Annotated in this window: 22 protein-coding genes; 16 read left to right on the forward strand and 6 right to left on the reverse strand. The window is 70.9% G+C overall.

What is annotated here, in order from left to right:
• Positions 1 to 4: 4 nt before the first annotated feature.
• Together JJ691_RS16280 and JJ691_RS16285 are read left to right on the forward strand one after the other, a co-directional pair.
• Complete coding sequence (locus JJ691_RS16280) at positions 5 to 1,231, forward strand: cytochrome P450 (RefSeq protein WP_211769597.1); 1,227 nt, start codon at positions 5 to 7, stop codon at positions 1,229 to 1,231.
• A gap of 10 nt (positions 1,232 to 1,241) precedes the next feature.
• Positions 1,242 to 2,732, forward strand: a complete 1,491-nt coding sequence (locus JJ691_RS16285; protein ID WP_211769598.1) for a prenyltransferase/squalene oxidase repeat-containing protein — start codon at positions 1,242 to 1,244, stop codon at positions 2,730 to 2,732.
• Here the strand turns inward: JJ691_RS16285 and JJ691_RS16290 are convergent, their stop codons facing one another.
• From JJ691_RS16290 to JJ691_RS16310, 5 genes are read right to left on the reverse strand one after another with little or no spacing between them, the layout of a single operon-like run.
• On the reverse strand, positions 2,733 to 3,230 hold the full coding sequence (locus JJ691_RS16290) for an NUDIX hydrolase (protein WP_211769599.1): 498 nt from the start codon (positions 3,228 to 3,230) through the stop codon (positions 2,733 to 2,735).
• Positions 3,227 to 4,330, reverse strand: a complete 1,104-nt coding sequence (ispG, locus tag JJ691_RS16295; protein WP_211769600.1) for a flavodoxin-dependent (E)-4-hydroxy-3-methylbut-2-enyl-diphosphate synthase — start codon at positions 4,328 to 4,330, stop codon at positions 3,227 to 3,229. The genes JJ691_RS16290 and ispG overlap by 4 nt, the downstream gene beginning before the upstream one ends.
• Before the next feature lie 27 nt (positions 4,331 to 4,357).
• Complete coding sequence (locus JJ691_RS16300; RefSeq protein WP_211769601.1) at positions 4,358 to 6,148, reverse strand: 1-deoxy-D-xylulose-5-phosphate synthase; 1,791 nt, start codon at positions 6,146 to 6,148, stop codon at positions 4,358 to 4,360.
• Positions 6,145 to 7,437 (reverse strand): 4-hydroxy-3-methylbut-2-enyl diphosphate reductase, encoded by a 1,293-nt coding sequence (gene ispH, locus JJ691_RS16305; protein WP_211769602.1) that lies wholly within the window; start codon positions 7,435 to 7,437, stop codon positions 6,145 to 6,147. The genes JJ691_RS16300 and ispH overlap by 4 nt, the downstream gene beginning before the upstream one ends.
• Before the next feature lie 36 nt (positions 7,438 to 7,473).
• Entirely contained in the window at positions 7,474 to 8,505 is a 1,032-nt protein-coding gene (locus tag JJ691_RS16310; protein WP_211769603.1) for a polyprenyl synthetase family protein, read from the reverse strand.
• Positions 8,506 to 8,744: 239 nt separating this feature from the next.
• On the opposite strand from JJ691_RS16310, the gene JJ691_RS16315 reads away from it, so the two are divergent.
• The 14 genes from JJ691_RS16315 (at position 8,745) to JJ691_RS16380 (ending at position 26,160) form a co-directional block, all read left to right on the forward strand.
• Positions 8,745 to 9,308, forward strand: coding sequence for a DUF4232 domain-containing protein (locus JJ691_RS16315; protein WP_211769604.1), 564 nt, complete (start codon positions 8,745 to 8,747; stop codon positions 9,306 to 9,308).
• 125 nt (positions 9,309 to 9,433) lie between these two features.
• Positions 9,434 to 11,845, forward strand: a complete 2,412-nt coding sequence (locus tag JJ691_RS16320) for an ATP-binding protein (protein ID WP_211769605.1) — start codon at positions 9,434 to 9,436, stop codon at positions 11,843 to 11,845.
• 184 nt (positions 11,846 to 12,029) lie between these two features.
• Entirely contained in the window at positions 12,030 to 13,259 is a 1,230-nt protein-coding gene (locus JJ691_RS16325; protein WP_211769606.1) for a cytochrome P450, read from the forward strand.
• Positions 13,260 to 13,275: 16 nt separating this feature from the next.
• The gene (locus JJ691_RS16330; protein ID WP_211769607.1) at positions 13,276 to 14,529 is read left to right on the forward strand and encodes a cytochrome P450; all 1,254 of its coding nucleotides are present in this window, start codon (positions 13,276 to 13,278) and stop codon (positions 14,527 to 14,529) included.
• Positions 14,526 to 15,770, forward strand: a complete 1,245-nt coding sequence (locus JJ691_RS16335; protein WP_211769608.1) for a cytochrome P450 — start codon at positions 14,526 to 14,528, stop codon at positions 15,768 to 15,770. Before JJ691_RS16330 ends, JJ691_RS16335 begins: the two co-directional genes overlap by 4 nt.
• Positions 15,767 to 17,008: a cytochrome P450 gene (locus JJ691_RS16340; protein ID WP_211769609.1), complete on the forward strand. Its 1,242-nt coding sequence runs from the start codon at positions 15,767 to 15,769 to the stop codon at positions 17,006 to 17,008. Before JJ691_RS16335 ends, JJ691_RS16340 begins: the two co-directional genes overlap by 4 nt.
• 3 nt (positions 17,009 to 17,011) lie before the next feature.
• Positions 17,012 to 18,220, forward strand: coding sequence for a cytochrome P450 (locus JJ691_RS16345; protein ID WP_211769610.1), 1,209 nt, complete (start codon positions 17,012 to 17,014; stop codon positions 18,218 to 18,220).
• Positions 18,221 to 18,251: 31 nt separating this feature from the next.
• Positions 18,252 to 18,998 (forward strand): polyprenyl diphosphate synthase, encoded by a 747-nt coding sequence (uppS, locus tag JJ691_RS16350; protein WP_211769611.1) that lies wholly within the window; start codon positions 18,252 to 18,254, stop codon positions 18,996 to 18,998.
• Between the two features lie 14 nt (positions 18,999 to 19,012).
• A complete protein-coding gene (locus tag JJ691_RS16355; RefSeq protein ID WP_211769612.1) occupies positions 19,013 to 20,353 on the forward strand; it encodes a cytochrome P450 in 1,341 nt (446 codons plus the stop codon).
• A gap of 12 nt (positions 20,354 to 20,365) precedes the next feature.
• Positions 20,366 to 21,427 carry a terpene synthase family protein gene (locus JJ691_RS16360; protein WP_211769613.1) on the forward strand — a complete coding sequence of 354 codons (1,062 nt, stop codon included), beginning with the start codon at positions 20,366 to 20,368 and terminating at the stop codon, positions 21,425 to 21,427.
• Between the two features lie 136 nt (positions 21,428 to 21,563).
• Positions 21,564 to 22,070 carry a DUF4334 domain-containing protein gene (locus JJ691_RS16365; protein ID WP_211769614.1) on the forward strand — a complete coding sequence of 169 codons (507 nt, stop codon included), beginning with the start codon at positions 21,564 to 21,566 and terminating at the stop codon, positions 22,068 to 22,070.
• Between the two features lie 143 nt (positions 22,071 to 22,213).
• Positions 22,214 to 24,655 carry an ATP-binding protein gene (locus JJ691_RS16370; protein ID WP_211769615.1) on the forward strand — a complete coding sequence of 814 codons (2,442 nt, stop codon included), beginning with the start codon at positions 22,214 to 22,216 and terminating at the stop codon, positions 24,653 to 24,655.
• Between the two features lie 207 nt (positions 24,656 to 24,862).
• Entirely contained in the window at positions 24,863 to 25,498 is a 636-nt protein-coding gene (locus tag JJ691_RS16375; RefSeq protein WP_211769616.1) for a sensor histidine kinase, read from the forward strand.
• A gap of 11 nt (positions 25,499 to 25,509) precedes the next feature.
• On the forward strand, positions 25,510 to 26,160 hold the full coding sequence (locus tag JJ691_RS16380; protein WP_211769617.1) for a response regulator: 651 nt from the start codon (positions 25,510 to 25,512) through the stop codon (positions 26,158 to 26,160).
• A gap of 15 nt (positions 26,161 to 26,175) precedes the next feature.
• On the opposite strand, the gene JJ691_RS52320 is transcribed toward JJ691_RS16380, so the two are convergent.
• Positions 26,176 to 26,550 (reverse strand): RICIN domain-containing protein, encoded by a 375-nt coding sequence (locus JJ691_RS52320; protein WP_249227975.1) that lies wholly within the window; start codon positions 26,548 to 26,550, stop codon positions 26,176 to 26,178.
• Positions 26,551 to 26,559: the final 9 nt, after the last annotated feature.

The raw sequence follows: 26,559 nt of genomic DNA on the forward strand, positions 1-26,559 counted from the left end.
CCCCATGACGGTTGCTGACACCGCACGGGATGTCGTCGCCGCACTGCTGACCGAACAGGGGCAGGAGAATCCCTATCCGCACTACGCACGGCTGCGGGAGATCGCGCCGGTCTACTACAGCGAGGCGTTCGGCAACTGGCTGGTGACCCGGCACGACGACTGCGAGAGCGTGCTCGTGTCCCCGCACATCGGCAAGGCGGACGCGAAGTGGGCCGACACCGCGATACCCAACTGGCGGGACCGGCCGACCTCGCGCTACCTGTTCGCGTCGATGCTGCGGCTCAACGCCCCCGACCACACCAGGGTGCGCGGCCTGGTCAACCACGTGTTCAGCGAACGGCACGTCGCGTCGCTGCGGCCGACCATCGAGTCCATTGTGGACCGGGTGCTGGCCGGACTCGCCGACGCCGGCCGCGACGGCTCGGCGGTCGACTTCCAGGAGGTCGTCTCCTATCCGATGACCGTGTCCATCATGGGGCACATGGTCGGCGCGGCCGAGGCGGACCACGAGAAGTTCCGGCACTGGACCGGCCGGATCGCCCGCATCCTCGACCCCGACATGACCCCGGCCGATCTCGTGGCCGCCGACACCGCCACGGTGGAGATCCAGGACTACTTCGCCCACCTGATCAAGGCGCGGACCGAGCAGCCGCGCGACGACATCGCGTCGATGCTCATCGCCGTCCGCGCCCAGGACGGTGACCGGCTCACCCTGGACGAGATGCAGGCCACCCTCTCCCTGCTCTTCCTGGCCGGGCTGGACACCTCGGCGCTGACCGTCGGCACCGGCGTCGCGGCCCTGCTCGACCACCCGGACCAGCTGGCCGTGCTGCGGGCCGAGCCGGATCTCACCACGGTCACCGACGAGGTGATCCGCTGGGACACCGCGGCCCAGGTCGCGCACCGAAGAGTGTTGCGCGACACCGAGATCGGCGGGGTGCCGCTGCCCGAGGGGGCCACCATCAGCGTGGTGCTCGGCTCGGCCAACCGGGATCCCGCCCGGTTCGAGGACGCCGACACGTTCGACATCGCCCGCGTCCGCCCGCGCACCCTGGGCTTCGGCGCGGGCCCCCACTTCTGCATCGGCTCCGCCGTCTCGCGGCTGGAGGGCTCGGTGGTGTTCCCCCGGCTCGCCCAGCGCTTCCCCCGGCTGGCGAAGGCGGGCAAGCCCGTCCGCCGGGACACGCTCGCGATCCGCGGCTACCACCACCTGCCAGTGTCGATCACCTAGGAGGGCCCCGATGCGGCTTCCGGAAGCCGTGCGACGCGTACGCCAGTACCTGCCCGAGCCCAAGGTCACCAGGATCTCTCCCAGCGCCTACGACACCGCGATGGTGGCGACACTGCGCACGCCCGACGGCTCCGAACCGCTGCTGCCGTCCACACTCGACTGGCTCCGGGCCAACCAGCACCCCGACGGGTCTTGGGGCGCAACGGTATTCGCCCCCTACGACCGTTTCGTGTGCACCCTGGCCGCCGCCGTCGCGCTCGCCGAACTCGCCCGCGACCATCCCGCCGACGTGCCGGACGTCGCCGGCACCATCGAGCGGGGTATGCGGTTCCTCCGGCAGGCGGCCCCTACGCTGAAGCCGGGCGACCCGCACGAGACCATCGGCTTCGAGCTGATCGTGCCCACACTGCTGTCCCAGGCCGGCGATCTGGGCCTGCGACCGCCCGTTGACCAGCTCGCCTGGGTGGCCGACGAACACGCGAACAAGATGGCCAAGGTGCCGGCCAAGGCGTTCAACCGGATCACCACTCTCCTGCACTCGCTCGAAGCCTTCGGCGACCGGTGGCCGAGCTCCGCCCTGCCCGGTCTCCAGGCGCCGGACGGCTCGTTCGGCCTCTCCCCCGCGGCCACCGCCGCGGCCCACCGGGTGCTGCCCCAGCCGGGCACCATGGACTACTTCGACACCGCGCTGCGGGCCACCGGCACCGGCGCGATGCCCACGGTGTACCCGTACCGGACCTTCGACGACGCCTGGACGTTCAACGCCTACCTGCTGTGCGGCGCGCCGGTCGACGAGCTGCGACCGCACGTCGGGCGGCTGGCGGCGGCGATCACCGATCGGGGCATCGGCCCGGATGCCGGCCTGCCGCCGGACGCCGACGACACCGGCGTGGTGTTGCCGGTGCTCGCGCACTGCGGCTATCCGGTCGACCTCGACGTGCTGAGCGCGTTCGAGACCCCGTCCGGCTATGCCACCTTCGAGCTGGAGCGAGGTATCTCGGTCAGCACCAACGTGCACGTGCTGGGGGCGCTGGCGCTGGACCGGACCGGCCTCGCCCGCCAGATCGACATCGTGCTGGATCTCCTGCGGTCGACCAGGTTGTCCGACGCGTACTGGGTGGACAAGTGGCACCTGTCGCCGCTGTACCCGACCGGCCACGCCGTTCCCGTGCTGCACGGCCTCGACGAGCAGCTGTGCGGCGCGGCCGTCGACTGGATCCTGGCCACCCAGCACGACAACGGCGGCTGGGGGCTGGGCGACGGCACCCTTGAGGAGACCGGATACGCGCTGCTCGCCCTGCTGGCCGTCGTTTCCGGGCATCCGCACGTGGAACCGGCTCTGCACCGGGGGATGCGGTTCGTGCACGAGCACTGGAGCGGCGTGGACGACGTCCATCCGGAGCTCTGGATCGGCAAGGTGCTCTACACCCCGTACCGGGTCGTCGACGCCACGCTCGCCGCGGTCTGCTTCTGGTACGCGCGAACCCACCCGGACCGGTAGTCAGTCGATCCCGACGGCCGCCTTCGCCTGTGCGACAAGGAGACGGCGGTCGTCGGGACGGCCGAACCGCACCCGCTCGACGTACTCGTCGGGGCTGACGACCACCCGCCCCGACGACTCGTGCCGCCGCACGAACGACGGCATCCGGATGACGTGCCCCGCGTACACCACCACGTGCCGGAGCAGGTCCGGCGCTCCCGGGCAGTCGACCTCGATCAGCTGCACGGGCACCAGTGCGCCGAGAACGACGCAGGCTTCCTCCCAGGCCTCGCGACGGGCCGTCGCCTCCACGTCCGGGTCGGACTCGGCCACCTCGCCGCCGGGAATCTCCAAGCCCCGCGCCAGCTTCGCGAGCACGATGTCGCCGGCCGGGGTGAACGGCACCACGCTGGCCGCGCTGATACGTTCGATGTCGGGCAGTCTCGCCGGGTCCAGCCAGGTCAGGGTCATTTCCCTGTTCTTGAACCGAACTGTGCGGCGCAGTGGCTCGGCGCTCACTGCGACTCCTCCACTGTCTCGGCGATGCGCATCGCTTCCTCGATCAGGGTCTCCACGATCTGGTGCTCCGGCACCGTCTTGACGACCTGGCCCTTGACGAAGATCTGCCCCTTGCCGTTGCCCGAGGCCACACCCAGGTCGGCCTCGCGGGCCTCCCCCGGACCGTTGACCACACACCCCATCACCGCGACCCGCAGCGGCACCTCCATGCCCTCCAGACCGGCGGTGACCTCCTCGGCCAGCTTGTAGACGTCCACCTGCGCGCGGCCGCACGACGGGCAGGACACGATCTCCAGCTTGCGCGGACGCAGGTTGAGCGACTGCAGGATCTGCGTGCCGACCTTGATCTCCTCCACCGGCGGCGCCGACAGCGACACGCGGATGGTGTCGCCGATGCCCTGGCGCAGCAGCGCCCCGAACGCCACCGCGGACTTGATCGTGCCCTGGAACGCCGGGCCGGCCTCGGTCACCCCCAGGTGCAGCGGATAGTCGCAGGACTCGGCCAACAGCTCGTAGGCCCGCACCATGACCACCGGGTCGTTGTGCTTGACCGAGATCTTGATGTCGTGGAAGTCGTGCTCGGCGAACAGCGACGCCTCCCACAACGCCGACTCGACCAGCGCCTCCGGGGTGGCCTTGCCGTGCTTCTGCAGCAGCCGCGGGTCCAGCGAACCGGCGTTGACGCCGATGCGGATCGGCGTGCCGTGGTCCTTGGCCGCCTGCGCGATCTCGCGGACCTTGTCGTCGAACTTCTTGATGTTGCCCGGGTTCACCCGGACCGCGGCGCAGCCGGCCTCGATCGCGGCGAACACGTACTTGGGCTGGAAGTGGATGTCGGCGATGACCGGGATCGAGGACTTCTTCGCGATCGCCGGCAGCGCGTCGGCGTCGTCCTGCGACGGGCACGCCACCCGCACGATGTCGCAGCCGGCCGCGGTCAGCTCCGCGATCTGCTGCAGGGTGGCGTTCACGTCGGCGGTGAGCGTGGTGGTCATGGACTGGACCGAGACGGGGAAGTCACTGCCGACGCCGACCGAGCCGACGTGCAGCTGCCGGGTCCGCCGCCGCCCGCTCAGCACCGGAGGCGGGATCGCAGGCATACCAAGGAGAACACCATCGGCGGGCATCTAGACCACCGCCTTCGGGGCCATGGCCGAGCTGAGCCCGGCGTACGCGAAGCGGATCTGTTCGGCCAGCCGGCCGGCGGTCAGACCCTGTTCAGCCAGCAGGGCATCACGCCGGCCGGCACGCAGGAATTCGGGGGCGAGACCGAAAACCCGCACCGGTGTGCGGACACAGTGCTCGGCCAGCGACTCGGAGACCGCAGACCCCACTCCACCGGCCCGGATGTTGTCCTCCACGGTGACCACCAGGCGGTGCGCCGCGGCCAGGTCCGCGAGTGCCGGATTGACCGGCACCACCCATCGTGGATCCACCACGGTCGCGCCGATGCCGTGCTCAGCCAGGATGCCGGCCAGGTCCAGACAGGTGGCCGCCATGGCCCCGACCGACACGACGAGCACATCGGCCCGTGCGTCCTCGCGCAGCACATCCAGGCCACGCACCCGCTCCACCGCCGGTATCGCCGCCCCGACCGCCGCTTTGGGGAACCGCAACATCGTTGGTCCATCCACTGTGGACAGCGCCTCTCGTAGCTCGGTGGCCAGTGTCTGGGCGTCCCGGGGCGCGGCGATCCGGATGCCGGGCAGCAGCCGGAACACCGACAGGTCCCACATGCCGTGGTGGCTCGGCCCGTCCTCCCCGGTCACGCCCGCCCGGTCCAGCACGAAGGTGACCGGTTTCCGGTGCAGCGCCACGTCCATCAGCGCCTGGTCGAACGCCCGGTTCAGGAACGTGGCATATACCGCGACAACCGGATGCACGCCACCGGTCGCCAACCCCGCGCTCGCGGTCACCGCGTGCTGCTCCGCGATGCCGACATCGACGAAGCGATCCGGGAACCGGCGGGCGAACTCGCCCAGACCGGTCGGTCCGCGCATGGCGGCGGTGACCGCCACCACGTCGGGACGACCCGCGGCCGCCTTCGTGATCTCCGCGCCGAACACGTCGGTCCACGTGGTGGGCTTGGCCGAGGTCGGTTGCCCGGTCGCCGGGTCGACGACGCCGATGGCGTGGAACCGGTCGGCCTGGTCGTTCTCGGCCGGCGGATAGCCGAAACCTTTGTGTGTCAAGCAGTGCACAACGACCGGCCCCGCCATGTCACGAGCCTGCTGGCAGGCGGCCTCCACCGCGCCGATGTCGTGTCCGTCGACCGGGCCGAGATAACCGAGGCCCAGCAGGGAGAACAGGGCCGGCACCCGCCCGCCGCCGGCCCGCAGGTCGGCGAGGTGGGCGCCGAACCCACCGCCCGTCGGATCGTAGGACCGGCCGTTGTCGTTGAGCACGATGACTAGGCGACGGCGCCGCTCCGCGCCGATGTTGTTCAGCGCCTCCCAGCACATGCCTCCGGTCATCGCCCCGTCGCCGACGACCGCGACCACCGTGCGATCGTGTTGACCGGTCAGCGCGAACGCCCGGGACAGACCGTCGGCATGGGACAGGGCGGTGGAGGCGTGAGAGTTCTCAATGAAGTCGTGCGGGGACTCCGCCGGGCTCGGGTAACCGGACAGGCCGCCGTCCCGCCGCAGTGTGCCAAAGTCGGCCTTCCGACCGGTCAGCAGCTTGTGCACGTACGCCTGGTGGCCGGTGTCCCACAGGATCGGGTCCTCGGGCGAGTCGAAGACCCTGTGCAGCGCGATGGTCAACTCGACCACGCCGAGATTGGGGCCGAGATGGCCGCCGGTGCGGCAAACCGTGTCGATCAGGAACCGCCGGATCTCGGCCGCGAGACCGTCCAACTCGGCCCGGCCCAACCGGCGCAGGTCCTCGGGGCGTCGTACCGAATCCAACAGCGTCATCGCCCGCCTCCGGCCATGTCCCTCGGCAGTCCGAAGTGGACTGTCTCGTCCACGGTCCGCCGCTCCGACACGGTCGTCGCGCCGAAGCCGCTCAACGCCTCGATCACGTCCGCCACCACCCGCGGCGGCGCCGACGCGCCCGCGGTCAGGCCGATCGTGCGGACACCGGCCAGCCACCCGGGGTCGATGTCGGCCGCGTCGTCGATGAGGTGGGCCGCGGTGTCCTGCCGCCGGGCCAGCTCGACCAGCCGCAGCGAATTGGACGAGTTCGCCGAGCCGATCACCAGCACCAGTTCGGCGTCTACGACGACGGCCCGCAGCGCGTCCTGCCGGTTCGTGGTCGCATAACAGATGTCCTCGGTGCCCGGCCCGGTCAACTGCGGGAACCGGGCGCGCAGCGCGTCCACGACCTGGCCGGCCTCGTCCACCGCCAACGTCGTCTGGGTCAGGTACGACACCGGCCCGTCGATCTCCAGCAGTTCGACGTCTTCCTCCCTCTCCACCAGCACCATGCGGTCGGGCGCCTCCCCCAGCGTGCCCTCGCTCTCCTCGTGTCCCGCGTGGCCAACGAGCACGATCGTGTCGCCACGGGCGGCGAACCGCCTCGCCTCGCTGTGCACCTTGGTCACCAGCGGACAGGTTGCATCGACAACCGACAACTGCCGTTGCCGCGCCTGCTCCCGGACCGCCGGTGCGACACCGTGCGCCGAGAAGACGACCGTCGAGCCCGGCGGCACCTCGTCCAGTTCGTCGACGAAGATCGCCCCGCGCTGTTCGAGATCGCGGACGACGTGCACGTTGTGGACGATCTGCTTGCGCACGTAGACCGGACTGCCGTGCCGGGCCAGCACCCGCTCGACGATCTCGACGGCCCGCTCCACGCCGGCGCAGAACGATCGCGGGCCGGCCAACAGGATCTGGCGCGGTCCGACGGCGGCCCGCCATGCGTCCAGCGCCGCGTCCACAGCGGAGTCCGCAAGGCCGGAACCACCCAGAAACGCGACCGCACGCCCGGCGTCGACCGCCGCGCGCAGCGCGTCGGCGGAATCGGCATCCGTTGTCAGCCAACCGGTATCAGCCGGATCGGTGTGCAGCCGGACCAGACGGGCGGCGAGTCCCCGTCGGGCCAGCTCACCGGCGAGCACCGGCGCTGTCGGACATCGCCGCACCCACCCCGGTCCGGCCGCCTCGGTGGCGACGAAAACACCGTCGAGCTGTTTCCCGTCCGCCGCGACCACGTCGGCACGGACCACGGCCGCATCGGCCGCAACATCATTCGGTTCGCGCATCGACATCGCTCCCATTGTCCATGATGGACTGTCGGCCTAGCCGGCTTGCGAGTTCACGGTCGGCGTCCACGGCGTGACCAGCCGCCGGTATACGGGGGCCACTTTGGACTCGACGACTCCGAGCACGTAACGGCGTGGCAGTCCGGACAACCGAGCCCGCGCCGTGGACGCCGGCAAGACACCCAGCGCGCTCTCGGCCCGGCCGACGTAGTCGTCGATCAGATCGAGCGTGGCCGTCGCGCCGATATCGAGCGCGTACTCGTGCGCGGTGTCGACCTGCTCCGGAGTCATCCGCTCGCCCAACAGATCCCGCAACGGCGACTGCGGCCGGGCCAGCGCCGCGAGCACACCGGCCGTGTAGACCCCGTTGACCATGTCCTGGCGGACCGGCTTGGTCCACAAGTGCTCGGTGGACACCAGATCCATCAGGTCGTCGACGAGTTGGAAGACCATGCCGAACGCGTCGCCGAAGTCGGCGAGCGCGTCGGTCTCCGGCTCGGAGAGCCCGCCGCAGAGGCCGCCCAGCCGGCACGCCAGGCTCGTCAGCGCCGCCGTCTTTCCTTGCACGGCAGCCAGATACTCGTCCAGCGTGGTGTCGATCCGGTAGCAGTTGGCCATTTCACGGGCCTGACCGGCGCACAGATCCTCGTACCCGCCACTCCAGGCTCGCGCAGCCACCGCGGAAACCTCGGCCGCGAGCCGGGCGCCCGCGGCCAGCAGGTAGTCGCCGCCGAGAATCGCCGCGTCCCGCCCAACGGTGACATGCAACGTGGGCACGCCGCTGCGCGACACCGATTCGTCCATCAGGTCGTCATGGATGAGCGAACTGAGGTGCATCAGCTCTACGGACGCGGCGCAGTTGACCGCGGCGTCGGTGTCGACGTCCGGCCCGCAGGCGGCGGCCGCGAAGACCAGGGCCGGCCGCAGCCTTTTCCCCGGCCGCGTCAGCAACGGCCGCATTCCGGCGTCCAGCCACGGAACTCCGCACCGGCCCGCGACCGCGATCGTCGATTCCAGCCGTTCCTTCACCGCGCTGTCGGTCATGGTGAGACCGAGATCAGTGGCCATCCCCAACTCACACTCCACGTGGTCGCGCAATTGGATGTGCGCCTGGTCGTCGCCCGGCGATGCACTGTGGACCCACGGTAGGCACGCCGATCCGCGGGCCGGCAGACCACCTGGCCGGAGGAGCACGCCGGCCGGTCCGGTCCGTAGACGATCGGCTACATGGCGGGTCGGCCTCCGCACTCCGGGTAATCACGCGTTTCGGCGCGGGCCGGTCCGGCCGGCATGGCAGAGTTGATCAGGTGAAGCTCCGCCACCTCTTCCTGCTCGGCACGGGCGTTCTGCTGGTGGGTTGCTCAGCACCCACGCCCCCGCCGGAGCCGACAACGACGACCACCACCAAGCCGGAACCGCCGCACGGGCCGCTGATCTCCCTGGGCGTGACCGACGCGGCATCGGGACTGCGTGCGGTTCCAATCCGCCTCGCCAACTGCGGCAGCGCCCCGTTGACCGTGACCGGCTACCCGGCGCTGCGGGTCCTCGACGAGGACCACAAGCCCATCGAGGTCGACGTGCGCGACGGCGCCGACGCGGTCGCGCTGGTGCCGAATCTGGAGCACCCGCCGACCACGGTCACCCTGGCGCCGGGCCAGCAGGCCGAAGCCACCGTGCTGTGGAAGAACACCGTCACCGACGCGACCGTCGTCGCCACCAGCGGCACGTACTTCGACGTCGCGCCGGCGAGCGGCCAGCCCTGGCAGACCCGCAAGCCCGACGGCCCGATCGACCTCGGCAACACGGGCAAGGTCGGGGTCAGCCCCTGGGCTGCCAGCCCGGACAAGGGCAACTGCCAGCCGCCCGGGTAGCAACGGCTGCTCGGTCACAGGCTGTTCTCCATCGCGACGGCGCGTAATATCGGCTGTAGGCCGCAGGCAGGTGTCGCGGTGACCGCGCTGTGCGGTCGGCTCAGGTCCGAGAGGAGCCCGGGGACATGGCGGCACCGCTCTCAACGGACCGGGCGCGCTGCGCCGTGTGCGGCGGGCCTGCCGCGGCGCAGAACGGATCGCGCTACTGCTCCAACGCCTGCCGGCAGCGGGCGTATCGGGCGCGGGTGATCGCCGCTGGTCAGACCCGCGACGACGCGGCGCAGCCCCGGCCGCTCGACCCGGACGCGCCGGGGGCGGTGCTGGCGCCGCTGGACAGCTTCGTCGGCCGCCGGCCGGAGATCGAGCGGATCCGGCAGCTGTTCCGGCACCACCGCCTGGTGACCCTGGTCGGTCCGGCCGGCGTCGGAAAGTCCCGCCTGGCCATGGAGTTCACCCGTCGCCTGCCCGGGTCGTGGTCGCGCGGGGTGGCGCTGGTGCTGTTGGACGGCGTTGACGACGGCGACCTGGTGAGCCAGGCCGTCGCGACGGCCGTGGGCGTGCGGGAGCGGCCGGACACGCCGATCGCGGAGACCCTGTTCGCCACGCTGCGGTCATCCCACCATGCCCTGCTGCTGGACAACTGCGAGCACCTGGTCGACTCGTGCGCCGACTTCGTCGCCACCGCGCTGCGCCGCTGCGGCGAACTGCGGGTGCTCGCCACCAGCCGAGAGCCCCTGGACATCCCCGGCGAGGCGGTGTTCCAGGTGGACGGCCTGTCGGTGACCGCACCCGGCACCCAGTCGGTCGACGCCGCCCGGCTGTTCGTCGACCGGGCGCGGGCGCTGGTGCACGATTTCGCCATCACGCCGGAGAACGCGGCCGACGTGGTGGCCATCTGCGCGGAGCTGGACGGCAATCCGCTGGCGATCGAACTCGCGGCGCGGTGGGTGCCGGTGCTGCCCGTGCCGAGTATCCGGGAGCACCTGTCGCACCGGTTCGAACTGCTGACCACGAACCGCCGCTCGGCGCAGTCCCGGCAGGTGCACCGCAGCCTGCGCGAGGCCATCGACTGGGGATACGAGCTGCTCGGCCCCGAGGAGCGGGTGGTGTTCCGGCGGCTGTCGGTGTTGACCGGCGGCTTCGACCTGGGCACGGCGACCGCGGTGTGCGCGGACACCGACCTGGACGCCGACCACGTTTTCCAGCTGCTGGGCCAGTTGCGCACGAAGTCGCTGCTCACCAGCACGGAACCGGGGCAGTTCCGTCAGCTGGAGTCCGTCCGGCTCTACGCCCGGCAGCGCCTGGATGCTTCCGGCGAGACGGACGCGACCAAGGAACGCCTGGTCGCCTGGCTGGCCGAGCTCACCGCCCCGCTGGCGCGGCAGTCGCTGTGGTTCGACTACGACGTGCTGCCCGTGGTCGGGGCCATGGTGGACAACCTGCTCGCCGCCGTTCGCTGGACGGCAGCGACCGACGACCCCAGAAACGCCGTGCTGTCCATCGCCACCGCGTTGGGCTGGCTCTATCGGGGACATCTGGCCGAGGGCCGCAAGCTGTTGACCGCCGCGCTCGCCCGGCCCGGCAGCGACCCCGAGACCCGTTGCCTGCTGCTGCGTTACGCCGGGGCGCTCGCCACGCTCAACGGCGACCCGAAGGAGGGCATCGAGCTGCTCGGGCAGGCGCTGGCCCTGTCCGAACAGCTCGGGTCACCCTTGGCCGAAGCCGGTGCCCGCTATTCACTCGGCACCTGTTTCTCGGCCGTCGGGCGACTCCAGGATGCCGAGGATCATCTGACCAGGTGTGTGGAGCTGACGGCGGACCAACCGATCGCCGCGGCCGTCGCCCGCCAGGGGCTGGCCTGGGTCGCCCTGGTGGCCGGCGACCTGGACCGGTCCGCGGCGTTGATGGGCGAGGCGGTGGCGGCGGTCGAGGGTCGGCCGGCGGTGCACGCGATCTGCCGGATCTACTGCACGGCCGGAGCCGTCGCGATCGGTCAGGGCGACAACGACCAGGCTGAGACCTACTTCCGCGGGGCGCTGCGCCAAGCGCCCGACAGCTGGTGGCAGATCCTCGCCGTCGAAGGCATCGCCGTGGTGGCCCAGCGGGGCGGACAGTTCACGCGGGCGGTCGCGTTGTTCGGCGCCGCCGACGCCGTCCGGCACGCCGACAAGATCCACGTCGAACCGTTCTGGGGCCACCAGGTCAAGGAGTCCTTCGCCGTGGCCGAGCAGGCACTCGGCCGCCGGCGGGTCGCGCAGATCGCCGACCAGGCCCGCCATCTGACCGTGCCACAGCTCATCTCCTACGCGCTGGACGACGTCCTGCCGGAACTGCCCGACGATCGGGACCGCGACCTGGACGACGGCGAGCGCCAGGTCGCCGTGCTGGTCGCCGAGGGCCGCACCAACGAGCAGATCGCCGACCAGCTCGGCATCAGCGTCCGGACCGTCGGATACCGGCTCCGGCGGATCCGCGGCAAATTGTCGCTGAGCTCACGGGCGGAGATCCGCTCCTGGCTCGCCGAACATCCGGCCTGACCGACACGCGGCCGCGGAGCATACGTCGCGGTCGACCGGGGCGCGCCCGGTACTGGCCAAGGGATTCACCCCGGCGCGGAACCGGCATGACTCATCGGCCATCGGGGACCGGCTCCTCTGCCGTACGGAGCTAGGCTCCGAATATCGCCAGCCCCGACCTCGCCATTCACGAATGGAGCTAGGCATGAGTCCGCCGGTGACCACCGAGCCCGATGTGCTGACCGTTTTCTCGTCGGCCGAATTTCGCGCGGATCCGGTGCCGACTCTGCATTGGCTGCTCGACGAGCAACCGGTGCACCGCACGAGGAAGGGCTTCTATCTGATCAGCCGCTATTCGGACGTCGACCAGCTCTCGGGCCACGACCTGGTCCACCGGCCGGACCGCGCCCGCCTGTCCGAGCAGTTCCCGGCGGCCCAGCGGCACCGGTCGATGCGCGTGCTGCTGGACAGCATGGTGATGGCCAATCCGCCGGAGCACACGCGCCTGCGCCGACTGATCGGACGGGCCTTCACCCCGCACCGGGTCGACGGCCTCCGCGCCCGGATCGGCGCGATAACCGACGAGGTCCTGGCGCAGATCGCGGAGCCGCTGTTGGACGGCGAATCCGTCGATCTGCATCATTGTTGGGCCGAACCGGTCACATTGCAGGTGTTGTCCGAATTGTTGGGCGTGCCGGAATCAGACCGGCGGTGGCTGGCCGCCACGGTGCTGCACATTTCCGACGGCATTGCCAGCGCGGACGAACAGCGCATGGTCCTGGCCGACGAACAGACCGAACTGCTCGACGTGTACTTCCGCGATCTGGCGGCACGGAAACGGCGGCAGCCGGCCGACGACCTGATCTCGGCGCTGGTCGGCACCCCCGACGAGCCGGCGCCGGGTGACCTGTTCGGCGTGCTGTGGCTGCTCTGGCTGGCCGGGTTCGAGAGCTCGGCCAGCATGATGGACCACGGCGCGCTGGCCCTGTTCGACCACCCGGACCAGGCGAGCCGGCTCGACGGCGACCACCAGGCGGGGCTGGCCTTCGCCGACGAAGTGCTGCGGCACAGCGTGGTCGAGCTGTTCACGCCGATTCCCCGCATCGCGGCCCGGGATCTGGTGCTCAGCGGCGTCGACATCCCGGCCGGCGCCGACCTGCGGCCGATGATCGCGGCGGCCAACCGGGATCCTCGGATGTTCCCCGATCCGGACCGCTTCGATCCCGCCCGGGGCAACGCCGTCGCCGGCTTCGCCTTCGGTCAGGGCCTGCACCGCTGCGTCGGGGCCTTCCTGGCCCGGGCCGAGCTCGCGATCGGCCTGGCTCGGCTGCGTCGCCGCTTCCCCACCCTCGGCGCGGCCGGCGAGCTGGCGCTGGTCGACGACATCGTCAGCACCCGGATGACCCGGGCCTTCCCCGTCGCGCTGTCCCAGTGACCCAGGAGACAACCCCATGCCGCTACCCGGCACCCGAGACCCGGTCGACGCCCTGGCCGAGTTCGGCTCACCGGAGTTCCTCCGCGACCCGTACCCGTTCGTCGAGTGGTTGCGGGTCAACGATCCCGTGCACCTGACCAGCAAGGGTTTCTACCTGGTCAGCCGGCACGCCGACCTGTGCCATCTGTTGTCCGGCACCACCGATCTGCTGCGCACGCCGGACGCGGCCACGTTCGCCGAGTCGATGCCGGCGGTCAACCAGCACCGGTCGCTACGGACCCTGTTGAGCAGCATCCTGTCCATGAACCCGCCCGAGCACACCCGGGTGCGCCGGCTGGTGGCGCGCGTGTTCAACCGGCGGACCACGGAGAACCTGGCCGGGCGCATCGGCGAGCTGTGCGACCGGTTGCTCGATCCGTTGACCGGGCCGCTGCACGACGGGCAGGTGGTCGACCTCTACCCGACCCTGTGCCAACCGTTGCCGCGCTTGGTGATCGCCGACATGCTCGGCGTGCCCGAGGCCGACCACGACTGGCTGACGAAGGCCACCATCGACATCGCCGCCGGCCTGACCGCGGACTCCCACCGCGACGCCGAGTCCATGCTGGCCCTGGCCGACGAGCAGACCCTGCGGCTGGAGCAGTACTTCCGGGCGCTGGCCGAGGAACGCCGGCGGAACCCCGGTGACGATCTGCTGTCGCAGCTGACCGCCAAGCACGAGGAGGAGCCGGAGCGGCTGACCGAGGACGAGTTGGTGAACCTGGTGTGGTTCCTCTGGCTGGCCGGGACGGACAGCACGGCGGTAGGGCTGATCCACTGCGTGTGGACGATGACCGAGTTCCCGGACCAGCGCCACTGGTTGGAGGGCGGCTACGCCAGCGCTTTTGCTTACGTGGACGAGGTTCTGCGCCGGACCACGTCCGCGCCGTACACAGTCACGCCCCGGCTGGCCACCCGCGACATCACGTTGAACGGCATCACCTACCCGGCCGGCAGCGACTTCCGCGCGCTGTTCGCCGCCGCCAACCGGGATCCGGCCGTCTTCCCGGATCCGGACCGCTTCGACCCGTCCCGGGACAACCGGCAGACGCTCACCTTCAGCAAGGGAATCCACCACTGCCTCGGCGCGTTCCTCACCCGCACCACGCTGACCATGGCGGTGTCCCGACTGCACGCCACCTTCCCGAACCTGGTGGCGCTCAACGAGCCGCACTGGGGCGGGCTGGTCCGCGATCCCGCCCTGCACAGCCTGCCGGTGGAGGCACGATGACGACCAGCCACGGGCTGGACGCGCTGGCCGAGTTCGCGTCCCCCGAGTTCCAGCGCGACCCCTACCCGTTCCTGCACCGGCTCCGCGACGTTGACCCGGTTCACCGCACTGCCAAGGGTTTCTACCTGGCCACCCGGCACGCCGACGCCAGCTTCCTGCTGGCCGGGGTGGGCGATCTGTTCCGTGGCCCCAGTTTCGCCGAGCTGACCGCTGCGATGCCGCAGCTCACCGAACACCGGGCGCTGTCGATTCTGATGACCTGCCTGATGGCCCAGAACCCACCGGAGCACACGCGACTGCGCAAGTTGGTGGCCAGCCGGTTCACGCCCCGCGCGGTCGACGCGTTCGCGGGGCGGATCGGCGTGATCTGCGACCGGTTGCTGGACGCGGTCGAGGAGCCGCTGCGCGACGGCGAAGTGGTCGATCTGCACCGGACACTGTCGGAACCGTTGCCCCGCTTGATGATCGCCGAACTGTTGGGCGTGCCGGCCGCCGACCACGAATGGCTGATCACCGCCGTTCGCGACATCGCCGACGGCCTGACCGCGGCCTCCACCGTCGGGCCGCCGACCGCGTTGCTGCTGGCCGACGAGCAGACCGTCCGGATGGAGAACTACTTCCGTGAGCTGGCGGCGGCCCGGCGACGCGACCCCGGCGACGACCTGATCTCCGGGCTGGTCCGGCAGGAGAAGGATCGGCTCACCGACGACGAGCTGGTCAACCTGGTGTGGCTGCTGTGGTTGGCCGGCACCGACGCCAACACCATCTCCCTGGACCACTGCGTGTGGAGCTTGCTGGCCTTCCCCGACCAGTGCCAGTGGCTGCACGGCTACTTCGGCCGCTCGGTGGCCTTCGTGGACGAAGTGCTGCGCCGCACCGCCCCGGTGATGTTCTCCCCGCTCCCCCGGTTGGCCACCAGGGAATTCGAGCTCGACGACGTCACGTATGCCGCCGGCACGGACATCAGGCCGGTGTTCACCGCGGCCAACCGGGACCCGGCGGCGTTTCCGGATCCGGACCGGTTCGACCCGTCCCGCGACAACCGGCAGCTGCTCACCTTCAGCGCCGGCATCCACCACTGCCTGGGGATGTTCCTGGCCAGGAACGGGCTAGCCACGGCCACTTCGCGGCTGCACAACCGCTTTCCCGGCCTGGTCGGGCTGGCCGATCCGCGCTGGGGCGGCCTCGCCGTGGCGTCGGCCTCGCGGTCGGTCCCGGTGGCGTTGGAGCGGACGCGATGACTTCCGTGCGAGAACTCGACGTGATGGCCCGGTTCACCTCGGCGGAGTTCCGCCGCGACCCGTATCCCTTCCTGCGGTGGCTGCGCGAGCACGAACCGGTGCACCGCACCGGCAAGGGCTTCCACCTGATCAGCCGGCACGCCGACGCCAGCTGGGTGCTGCGCGATCCCGACCGGATCTTCCGCACCCCGGACCGGGACCGGCTGACCCAACAGTTCCCGGCGGCGGCCGGCCACCGGTCCGTCACGTTGCTGCTCAACAGCCTGCCGGCGTTGAACGCGCCGGCGCACACCCGGATCCGCCGGCTGGTGGCCAGGGACTTCACCCCGAAACGGGTGGCGAACCTGCACGAGAGGATCGAGCGGACCTTCGAGGGTCTGCTGGACGGCGTCACCGACCGGCTGCGGGCCGGCCATGTGGTCGATCTGCACTCGACGCTGACGAAGCCGTTCGCGCTGGCGGTGATCGCCGATCTGCTCGGCGTCCCCGCCGAGGTACGCGACAACATGGCGCCGAACGCGTCCGAACTGGCCTCGGCGCTGGGCAGCGGTGACGAGTCGTTGCTGGCGCGGGCCGACGACCACGCCGCCCAGTTGGAGAGCCACTTCCAGGACCTCATCGCGCTGCGGCGTCGCGAACCGGGCGGGGACCTCCTCTCCGCCCTGGTCCGCGACCGCGGCGACCAGGACCAACTGTCCCCCGACGAGCTGATCTCCATGCTGTGGGTGCTGTGGAACGTCGGCTTCGAGGGCACGGCCGCCGCGATCGAGCACGGCGTCCGCGCCATGGTCGACCACCCCGAGCAGAGCCACTGGCTGCGCGACCACCGGTCGGCGGTCGCGTTCGCCGACGAGGTGCTGCGGCACACCGGCCCGCAGATATTCCTTGGCGTGTCGCAGATCGCCACTCGCGACATCGAGCTGAGCGGGGTGCGGATTCCCGCCGGCGGCCAACTCCGCCCGGTGATGGCCGCGGCCAACCGGGATCCCGAGGTGTTCGCGGATCCGGACCGGTTCGATCCCTGGCGGGACAACTCGGCGTCACTGGTGTTCGGCCGGGGCGCGCACCACTGCCTCGGTGTGTTCCTGACCCGCGCCGAGATCGCGACCGCACTGCGGCTGCTGCACGAACGGCACCCGGACCTGCGTCTGGCCGGCGAGCCGACCTGGAGCGAGTCGTTCACGATGCGCGTGGCCACCCGGTTCCCGGTCGTGCTCGACGGACAACGGAGGGGTTGACCGATGGATGCGTTGGCGGAGTTCGCGAAGCCCGATTTCCGGCGCGACCCGTACCCGTTTCTGCGCTGGCTGCGGGAGAACGAGCCGGTGCACCGCACCAGCGCCGGCTTCTACCTGGTCAGCCGGCATGCCGACGCGGCGTGCGTGCAGCGCGGCACCGGCGAGGTGTTCCTCGGGCCGGACCGCGCCCGGCTCGTCGAGCAGTACGCGAGCGCCTTGCGCCACCCGTCGATGGCGTTCCGGCTCGACGCCATGCTGTTGAAGAACCCGCCGGAGCACACCCGGCTGCGCCGGCTCGTGGCCAAGGCCTTCACCCCCAAGCACGTCGCCGGACTCAACGACCGCATCGGCGTCCTGTGCGACGAGCTGATCGACGACGTCACGGAACCGCTGCGCCAGGGCGAAGTCGTCGACCTGCACGCCCGCTTGGCGGTGGAGTTGACGCTGGGCGTGATCGCCGAGCTGATCGGCGTGCCGGCAGCCGACCGCGCGTGGCTGGCGGCCGTCGTCACCGACTTCGTGGCGGCGCTGGGCAGCATGTCCGAGGACCTGCTCCTGGTCGCCGACAAGCACACCGAGATGCTGGAGGGCTACTTCCTCGGCCTGATCGACGAGCGCCGCCGTACCCCCGCCGCTGACCTGCTCTCCGCGCTGGTCACCACCGATCCCGAAGCCCCGGAACGACTTTCCGACGACGAGATCGTCAGCATGCTGCTGACACTGTGGATCGCCGGCTTCGAGACCACTGCCGCCGGCATCGACCACGGTGTGCTGACCATGCTCGACCATCCCGGGCACAACCACTGGCTGACCGAGGATCCGGCCGCGTTCACCGAGGAAGTGTTGCGGCGCACCGGCCCTGGCCTGTTCACGCCGGTGCCCCGGATCGCCACCCGGCCGGTGCGACTGTCCGATGTGGAACTGCCGACCGGCAGCGACGTGCGGCCGGTGTTCGCGGCGGCCAACCGTGATCCCGACGTCTTCCCCGACCCGGACGCCTTCGACCCGGCCCGCGACACCAGCCGGTCGCTGGCCTTCGGCCACGGCATCCACCACTGCCTCGGCGCTTTCCTCGCCCAGGCCGAGATCCGCATCGCACTGACCCGCCTGCACACCCGGTTCCCGGGCCTGGCCCCGGCCGGCGAACCGGTGTGGGGCAACGCCCTGCCCATGCACGCCCCGTCCGCGGTGCCGGTCGCTCTGGCGCTGTAGCACGGTTTTGTCACCAGGCCGGAGGGCCACCATGCGTCAGCAGACTTCCCTGACCACCCGACTGATCATCGAGCCGGACCGGGCCTTCCCACGGCACATCGGCATCATCCCGGACGGCAACCGAAGGTGGGCCCGGCAACGGGGAATGCCGACCGCGGCCGGCTTCCGCGCCGGGGCCGAACGCATTCCCCCGGTGCTGGACCTGTGCGCCGCCAAGGGAATCGAGTACGTCACGCTCTGGATGATGTCCGACCGCAACCTGCTGCGGTCGGCCGAGGAGCTGACCCCGATGGTCGCGCTGACCGAGCACACCGTCGCGCTGCTGAGCGAGCTGCGCCGGTGGCGGCTGCGGCTGATCGGGCGGCTGGACCTGTTGCCCACGGCCACCGCGAAGGCGCTCGACGCCGCCACGGCGGCCACGGCCGACCTGGCCGGTCCCGTCGTCAACCTGGCCGTCGGCTACGCCGGACGCGACGACATCATCACCGCGGTCCGCTCCCTGCTGTGCTCCCCCGACCTGCGGGACCACAGCGCCGAGCAGATCGCCCAGGCGCTGACCACCGAGCACATCGGCGACCACCTGTCGACCGGCGGCCAGCCCGATCCCGACCTGGTGATCCGGACCTCCGGCGAGCTCCGGCTGTCCGGCTTCCTGACCTGGCAGACCGCCGAGTCCGAGCTCTACTTCTCCCACAAGCTGTGGCCGGAGTTCGACGAGCGGGAGTTCGAGCTCGCGCTGGCCGCCTATCGCGACCGCGACCGCCGGTTCGGCATCTGACCCGCGAGGTGATCATGACTGTTGTGGTGAGCGAACCGCGCCCCGTCCCCGCCGCGCCCGGCCGGCTGCCGCTGGTCGGCCACGCCGGCCGGCTGGCGGTCGGACGGCTGCGATTCCTGCGGTCGCTGCGCGAGCACGGCGACCTGGTGCGGATCCATCTCGGCCGGCAGCCGGCGTACGTGGTCAACTCGCCGGAACTGTTGCGCACCATGCTGATCACCGAGGCGGAGAGCGTCGACAAGGGGCGGTTCTTCGACAACATGCGGCCGGTGCTGGGGACCGGGATCCTGACCTGCGGCACCCGGGAGCACAAGCGGCAGCGGCCGCTGGTGCAGCCCGCCTTCCACCAGGACCGGATCCGCCGGTACGTGGAGATCATGGCCGACCGGGCCGAGCACGCCGCCGATTCCTGGCGGCCCGGCCAGATCGTCCAGTTCGACCACGAGATGCACGCGCTGGCGCTGAACATCGTGGCCGCCACCCTGTTCGCCTCGGACCTCGGCGCGTCGGCGATCGAGGAAACGCAACAGATGTTCCCGCTGATCAGCGCCGGCGTCGCCCGGCGCACCCTGGTCCCGCTGCCGTGGTGGGACCGGCTGCCGACACCGGGCAACCGCCGGTTCGCGGCCGCCGTCGACCGATTGTGGACCGTCATCGACGAGGTCATCGCCGCCTACCGCGAGCAGGGCGTCGATCACGGCGACCTGCTGTCGATGTTGTTGGCCGCACAGGACGAACACAGCGGCGGCCTGTCCGACCGCGAGGTGCGCGACGAGGTCGTCACGCTGATGGGCGCGGGCACCGAGACGTCGTCCAACTCGCTGTGCTGGCTGTTTCACGAGCTCGACCGGCACCCAGAGGTCGACGAACGGGTGCGCGCCGAGGTCGACGAGGTGTTCGGCGACGGCCCGATCCGCTTCGACGGCATCCGCCGGCTCGGCTACACCACGCAGGTGGTCAACGAGGTGCTGCGGCTGCACTCGCCCATCTGGTTCCTCATGCGTCGAGTCACCGAGCCGGTCCGCCTGGGCGATGCCCTGCTCAGGCCGGGCGATGAAGTCCTGTTCAGCCCGACGGCACTGCACCGGGACCACCGGGTGTACCCGGATCCGATGCGCTTCGATCCCGAGCGCTGGGGGCCAGGGGCCGAACCGCCGCGCAACGCCTTCATCCCGTTCGGCATGGGCGGGCGGCGGTGCATCGGGGATGTGTTCGCCCGCACCGAGATGCTGGTGATCACCGCCGCAGTGGTCCGCCGCTGGCGGCCGCGGTCGGCCGATTCCCGCCCGGTGCGGGAGGTCTGCGCCGGCTCGCTGCATCCGGCGCGGCTGCCCATGACGATCTGTCCACGGTGAGGAGTTGGCCCGATGCCGAACACCTTGACGACCATCGACCCGCTGGCCCCCGGCGCGACCGGCGAGACGATCACGCCCTGGGTGCGGGCCCAACTGGCTCGGACGCACCCGTCTCCTGCTGACCGGCTGGCGCTTCGCCCGCTGCGCTGGGAGCTGGCCGGCCAGCCGGTCCGGGAATGGCTGCTGGCGCCCGATCCGCTGGCCTGCCAACGGATCGAGGCCGAGATCCACCAGTGGGCGGTGCGCCTGGGCCTGTACCGGCTGGACTCGACCAAGGCGCTGACCGAGGGGCCGTGCACCATCCTGGCCAGCGTGGTGCTGCCCGGCGCGCCGGCCGAACTGGTGCGGCTCACCTCGATGTACTGGACCCTGATCATCGCGTTCGACGACCAGGTGGTGGAGACCGGCCGTTCGCCGCAGCCGTACCGAGACACGATCACGGACATCCTGCTGCACGGCAACCCGCCCGTGGACCCCGATCCGTTCCACCTCGCCTTCGCCGAGGTCCGGGCCGGCATCGTGGAGCTCGGCGGCGAGGCGCTGTTGCCGGCGTTCGCCGACCTCGTGGCTGGCGCCATCGACACGTACGTGCGCGAGTGGCAGCACCGCCAGCACGACCGAATGCCGGCCATGGACCAGTACCTGCGGGACGCGGTGACCAATTCCCACATCCTGCCCGGGATGCTGTTGCAGCGCCTGGTGCCCGGGCTCATCCCGCCAGACGCCCGGTGGCCGACCGAGCTGACCCACGCGGCCCAGCTGGTGACGGTGCTCGCGCGGCTGGAGAACGACCTGCTCAGCTACCGCAAGGACGAGCACGACGGCGCGGTGAACGCGTGTTGGATCCTGGCCGAGGAGTACGGCATCAAGCCGATCCAGTCGGTGCCGTCGGTGCTGGGCATGATCAACGCGCTGCGTGTGCAGCTGGACGACCTGATCGCGGCGATCCGGTCCGACGCGGGCTCGGCCGAGCTGGCCCGGCAGGCCGACGCGGTCCACGACTGGGTGGACGCGTGCTACGCGTGGTTCCTCACCGTGGCCCGGTACGGCGTCAGCGCGCGGAAAGCCGGCTGAACCGGGCCGTGATGATCGAAGGTCACCTACGTCCGCCGCAGAACGAACCGATCGCCACTGTCCGATGCCGCCCGCCCGCCGATAGCGTGCCTACTGTGCGCCGCGCTGGTCTCCACCGAAAGCCCCGGGCCGGAACATGAGCATCGAAAGGGCGAGGAACCGGATCGCCGCGCTGAGATGTCGGACCGACACCATTGATCCCGGCGAACTGGACGCGATCTGGGCCGACCTGGAGACCGCCCACATCGACGACATCATCGGCGAATGGCGCGGCGTCGCCCTCGACACCGGGCACCGCGCGGTCGCGGCCATGCGCGCGATCCGTTGGTACGGCACGCGATTCAACTCGCGGATGGACGCGCACCCGATCGTTCGCTACGACCCGGACGGGAACCTGTACTCGGACACCGACTACGCCGACGGCGCGGCCAGCCTGTGGATGGTCGAGTTCCGGGGCGAGGTGACCGCGACGATGGTGTACGACGGCGTGCCCGTGTTCGACCACCTGAAGCGGGTCGACGACAACACGCTGCTCGGCATCATGAACGGCAAGCAGTTCGCGCCGGACTCCGACGACCACTTCTACTTCCTGCTCGACCGCGTGCCCGCCACTGAGGAGAAGATGGCAGCCGAGTTCGAGTGATTCGACGGCCTCCGCGCCGTATGTCCGTTGCCACCGACCGGAACCACTCATCCGGAGCAGTCACCGCACCCCGTCCTCGGCTACTGTCGGGTCCGGCGTTGCTAGTGCATCAATCACCGGAATGAGCGCCGCGGCGTGCCGATATGAGACGAAGCGAATCCGCCCCGCCGGCGATCTGCGTGGTCTGCGGCACCGCGCTCGGCGAACCGGCCCGGTCCCGGTACTGTTCCGACGCCTGCCGCCAGCGGGCGTACCGGATGCGGAAAGCCGTCGGCGGAAACGACCGGATCGGCGACGCCCAGCCATTCGAATCGAGCATTCCCGGCGCGTTGCCGGCCGAGGTCGACCGTTTTGTCGGCCGCCGCCGCGAGTTGGACGCGCTGCGGAAGCTGATGCGCCAGCACCGGTTGGTCAGTCTGGTCGGCTCGGCCGGCGTCGGCAAGACCAGGCTGGCGCTCAAGGCGCTCGAGCAGCGGCTCGGCTCGTGGTCGGATCGGGCCGCCCTGGTCGAATTGGACACGATCAGGGACGCCGACCTGGTGCCGCAGGCCGTCGCCGTCGCGCTGGGCCTGCCCGGCCGGCCGGGCCGCACCGTGACCGAGACGGTGTTCGACGCGCTCCGGGGCGGGCACACCATCCTGGTCCTGGACAACTGCGAGCACCTGGTGGAGTCCTGTGCCGAGTTCGCCGAGCAGGCGCTGCGGCACTGCCCCGGGCTGCGCCTGCTGGCCACCAGCCGCGAGCCGCTGACCATCCCGGGCGAGACAGTGTTCGCGGTGAACGGCCTGTCCCTGCCGGCCGACACCGCGACGGCCAGCACGGCCGACCTGCTCCGGTGCGACGCGGTGCGGCTGTTCGTCGAGCGGGCCCGCGGGGTGGTGCACGACTTCGAGCTCACCGACCAGAACACGGCCGACGTGGCGGCGGTGTGCGCGGACCTGGACGCCAGCCCGCTGGCGATCGAGCTGGCCACCCGCTGGCTGCCGATGCTGTCGATCGCCAACATCCGGGCCCGCCTGCACAACCGGTTCGACCTGCTGACCACGAGTCGCCGGAGCAGCCGGGAGCGGCAGCGCAGCCTGCGCGAGGCCATCGACTGGAGCTATGAGCTGCTCGACCACGACGAACGGACCGTGTTCCGTCGATTATCCGTGCTGGTCGGGCAGTTCGACCTGGACACGGCGCTGACCGTGTGCGTGGACGAGCGGCTGGGCAGCGCGCAGGTGCTCGGCCTGCTCGCGCGGCTACAGGCCTGCTCGTTGGTCGTGTCCACCGCGGACGCCAACCGGTTCCGGCTGCTCGAGTCGATCCGCATGTACGGCCGGGCCCGGCTGGACGGCGCCGGCGAGACCGACGCCGTGCACGATCGGCTGGTGGCGTGGCTGGCCACGCTGGCCGAGCCGCTGGTCCGGCAGCCGATCTGGTTTCCGCTGGCCAACCAGCGCCGCCTGGAGACGCTGCTGGGCAGCCTCCAGGCGGCGCTGCGCTGGGCCGAGTCGACCGACGACGATCGCTATCCCCTGCTCGCCATCGCCACGGTGCGGTGCTGGCTGCACGCCGGTTATCTGACCGAGGCGCGCAAGCTGCTGAGATCCGTGCTGGAGCGGGCCACCTGCCACGAGGGCTACCGCTGCACGGTGTTGAGCTATGGCGGCTACCTCGCGACCATCCAGGGCGATCGGCAGGAAGCCCTTGCCATGCTTGAGGAATCGGTCCGCACCGCCCGTGCGCTGGACGAGCCGGCCCGCCGCTGCGAGGCCCTGTACACCCGCGGCTGCGTCCAGCAGGCGGCGCAGCGGCTTCCCGAGGCACAGGACAGTCTCACCGAGGCGCTGCTGGCGGCCCGGGCCACCGGCGAGCCGCTGGCCGAGGCGATGGTGCTGAACCGCTTGGCCGCCAACGCGGTGCTGCTCGACGACGTGCCCGAGGCCCAGTCCCTGTCCGACCGCGCGATGGCTGTGTTCGACGCGTCGACGCCCGTGCACGCGCTCAGTCTCATCCGGCACACGGCCGGCACCATCGCGATGCTGGCCGGCGACCTGGACCGGGCCGAGCGGGACTTCGCGGCGTCGATGCGCGCGGCCGGGGCCGCCTGGCTCGAGGTGCCGTACGCCATGGAGGGCCTGGCGATGGTCGCCGAGCGCGGCGGCCGGCCCGACCGGGCCGTCCGGCTGTTCAGCGCGGCCAAGAGCATCCGGGGCAGCGATCAGCTGTTCGCCGAGCCGGTCTGGCGACGCCACGTCGAGGAGAGCATCGCGGCGCTGTGGGACAGCCTCGGCCGCGACCGGGTGGACGCGCTCGCGGCCGAGGCCCGCGAACTCAGCCGGAGCCAGGCCGTCGCCTATGCGCTGGACGGAACCTGGCCCGATCGGCCGGCGGGCCAGGGCGGCCCGCTCGACGACGGCGAGCGGGAGGTCGCCCGGTTGGCGGCCGAAGGGTTGAGCAATCGTCAGATCGCCGAGCAGCTCGGCATCAGCGTGCGCTCCGTCGCCTACCGGCTCCGCTCGATGCGCACCAAGGTCGGTCTGCGGTCCCGCGCGGACATCCCGGCGTGGGTGGCGGACAACCTCGGCGCCGACCGATAGCTGCCGCGCCGCGGCCCTCCACAGTAAACTCCCAGCTTGGCCGGCCGAGGTCGTTCGGACCCTTTCGACCGTTTTCCGACCGCGCCGGATGTGCAAGTGTTACGCGCGGCTGTGCAACCGTTACGGCGAGCCTTCTCGCTGTCGATGCCGTGTTCGCATACTCGACCCACCGCCGCTCCACCAGCTCCGTGGAAGGAAGGTCGAGGAATGGCGAAGTCGTCGTCACTGGCAGCCGAGCACGCCGGACTCAGCGCGCAGATCCACGACCTCATCGGCCACAAGCTCAGCCTGATGGTGTTGCACGCCAGCGCGTTGGAGCTGACCGGCGGTCAGCAGGCGGCGCGGGCCACATTGATCAGGGAGACCGGGCACGCCGCGATCCTGAGCCTGCAGGAGATTCTCGCCGGCCTGGACGACGGCTCCGTCCCCGCCCAGCGCATGGTCGAGCGGGGCCCGCTTGCCACGCTGGCGGAACTCGTCCGCGAGTCCCGCGACGCCGGCCTGTCGGTGGAGCTGCGCACCGGCCCTAGTCTCGACCAGCTGCCGTCAGAGGCGGCCGAGCTCCTGTGCGCCGTAGTTCGGGAAGCCCTGACCAACGTGCACAAACACGCCGGCGTCGTGCCGACCGCCGTGACCGTCGAAGTGCTGGGCGACCGGCTGGTCATCGACGTCGGCAACGAACCGCCCGCCGCCCGACCGGCCACCGCCCACGCCGGCTCGCACCGTGGACTGCGCGGGTTGCGGCAGCGGCTGGCCCACTGGGACGGATGGGTCACCGGCGAAACCCGGCCGGACGGCGGTTTCCGGCTGCACGCGGAACTGCCGATGTGGAGTTGTCAGTGAGGAGCCTGGGGATGATCACCGTTGGAATCGCCGATGACGAGCCGCTGGTGCGGGCCGGCATCCGGGGCGTGCTGGAGCAGGCGCCGGAGATCAGGGTCGTCGCCGAGGCGGGCAACGGCGCCGGGGCCGTCGAGCTGGTGCGGCGGCACCGGCCCCAGGTGCTGCTCGCCGACATCAAGATGCCCGGCATGGACGGTCTCGACGTCGCCGAGGCCGTGCCCGACATCGCGCCCGCCACCTCCGTCGTGCTGCTGACCGCGTGGGCCTCCGACGCCCACATCCAGCGGGCCCTGCGCGCCGGCACCGCCGGCATCCTGCTCAAGACCGGCAATCCACGCGAACTCGTCGCCGCCGTCCACGCGGCGGCCGCCGGCGACGCGATGCTCTCCCCGGCCATCACCCGCCGGCTGCTCGACCGCGTCGTCGGTGTCGACTTCGAACCGCTGGAGCGGGCGCGCACCCTGGTGGACGGCCTCACCGACCGAGAGCGGGAAGTCCTCGAACTCGTCGCCAAAGGCCTGGGCAACATGCAGATCGCGCGCCGCCTCTACCTCAGCGAGGGCGCGATCAAGGCGCACGTCAGCCGGCTGCTGACCAAGCTGTCGTGCGCCAACCGCGTGCAGGCCGCCATCCTCGCCCACACCGCCCGACTCGCCGCGTGAGGCCCACGGACCGGCTCATTTGAGCATCCACTGCTGATTGCTGCCGCCGTTGCAGGTCCACACCTCGGCGAGAGCGCCGTCGGCGACGGAACGGTCGGTCACGTCCAGGCACAGTCCTGACTCGACACCGGTGATCGTGCCATCGGGGTGGCGGATCCACTGCTGGTTGGTCTGGCCGTTGCAGGGCCAGGCCACCACCTTCGTCCCGGGTCTCGTCCCCCGCCCGTAGACGTCCACGCACAGCGGCACACCGTCGAGCTTGATCGTGAACTGGCCGGACGAGGTGTGGGTCCAGGACTGAGTGACCCGCCCGTCGCACGGGTAGATCCGCAGTTGCCGGTCCGGCGAGGCCGGCACATCCAGACATTTGCCGGCGCCTGCCGCGAACAACTGTCTGCC

This window comes from Kutzneria sp. CA-103260, assembly GCF_018263855.1.
Lineage (GTDB): Bacteria > Actinomycetota > Actinomycetes > Mycobacteriales > Pseudonocardiaceae > Kutzneria.

Excerpts from the sequence above, each read along its gene's own strand:
- JJ691_RS16280 (WP_211769597.1), top strand. The coding sequence starts at position 5 with ATGACGGTTGCTGACACCGCACGGGATGTCGTCGCCGCACTGCTGACC.
- JJ691_RS16285 (WP_211769598.1), top strand. The coding sequence starts at position 1,242 with ATGCGGCTTCCGGAAGCCGTGCGACGCGTACGCCAGTACCTGCCCGAG.
- ispG (WP_211769600.1), bottom strand. The coding sequence starts at position 4,330 with ATGCCTGCGATCCCGCCTCCGGTGCTGAGCGGGCGGCGGCGGACCCGG.
- JJ691_RS16300 (WP_211769601.1), bottom strand. The coding sequence starts at position 6,148 with ATGACGCTGTTGGATTCGGTACGACGCCCCGAGGACCTGCGCCGGTTG.
- ispH (WP_211769602.1), bottom strand. The coding sequence starts at position 7,437 with ATGCGCGAACCGAATGATGTTGCGGCCGATGCGGCCGTGGTCCGTGCC.
- JJ691_RS16310 (WP_211769603.1), bottom strand. The coding sequence starts at position 8,505 with ATGGCCACTGATCTCGGTCTCACCATGACCGACAGCGCGGTGAAGGAA.
- JJ691_RS16320 (WP_211769605.1), top strand. The coding sequence starts at position 9,434 with ATGGCGGCACCGCTCTCAACGGACCGGGCGCGCTGCGCCGTGTGCGGC.
- JJ691_RS16325 (WP_211769606.1), top strand. The coding sequence starts at position 12,030 with ATGAGTCCGCCGGTGACCACCGAGCCCGATGTGCTGACCGTTTTCTCG.
- JJ691_RS16330 (WP_211769607.1), top strand. The coding sequence starts at position 13,276 with ATGCCGCTACCCGGCACCCGAGACCCGGTCGACGCCCTGGCCGAGTTC.
- JJ691_RS16335 (WP_211769608.1), top strand. The coding sequence starts at position 14,526 with ATGACGACCAGCCACGGGCTGGACGCGCTGGCCGAGTTCGCGTCCCCC.
- JJ691_RS16340 (WP_211769609.1), top strand. The coding sequence starts at position 15,767 with ATGACTTCCGTGCGAGAACTCGACGTGATGGCCCGGTTCACCTCGGCG.
- JJ691_RS16345 (WP_211769610.1), top strand. The coding sequence starts at position 17,012 with ATGGATGCGTTGGCGGAGTTCGCGAAGCCCGATTTCCGGCGCGACCCG.
- uppS (WP_211769611.1), top strand. The coding sequence starts at position 18,252 with ATGCGTCAGCAGACTTCCCTGACCACCCGACTGATCATCGAGCCGGAC.
- JJ691_RS16355 (WP_211769612.1), top strand. The coding sequence starts at position 19,013 with ATGACTGTTGTGGTGAGCGAACCGCGCCCCGTCCCCGCCGCGCCCGGC.
- JJ691_RS16360 (WP_211769613.1), top strand. The coding sequence starts at position 20,366 with ATGCCGAACACCTTGACGACCATCGACCCGCTGGCCCCCGGCGCGACC.
- JJ691_RS16365 (WP_211769614.1), top strand. The coding sequence starts at position 21,564 with ATGAGCATCGAAAGGGCGAGGAACCGGATCGCCGCGCTGAGATGTCGG.
- JJ691_RS16370 (WP_211769615.1), top strand. The coding sequence starts at position 22,214 with ATGAGACGAAGCGAATCCGCCCCGCCGGCGATCTGCGTGGTCTGCGGC.
- JJ691_RS16375 (WP_211769616.1), top strand. The coding sequence starts at position 24,863 with ATGGCGAAGTCGTCGTCACTGGCAGCCGAGCACGCCGGACTCAGCGCG.
- JJ691_RS16380 (WP_211769617.1), top strand. The coding sequence starts at position 25,510 with ATGATCACCGTTGGAATCGCCGATGACGAGCCGCTGGTGCGGGCCGGC.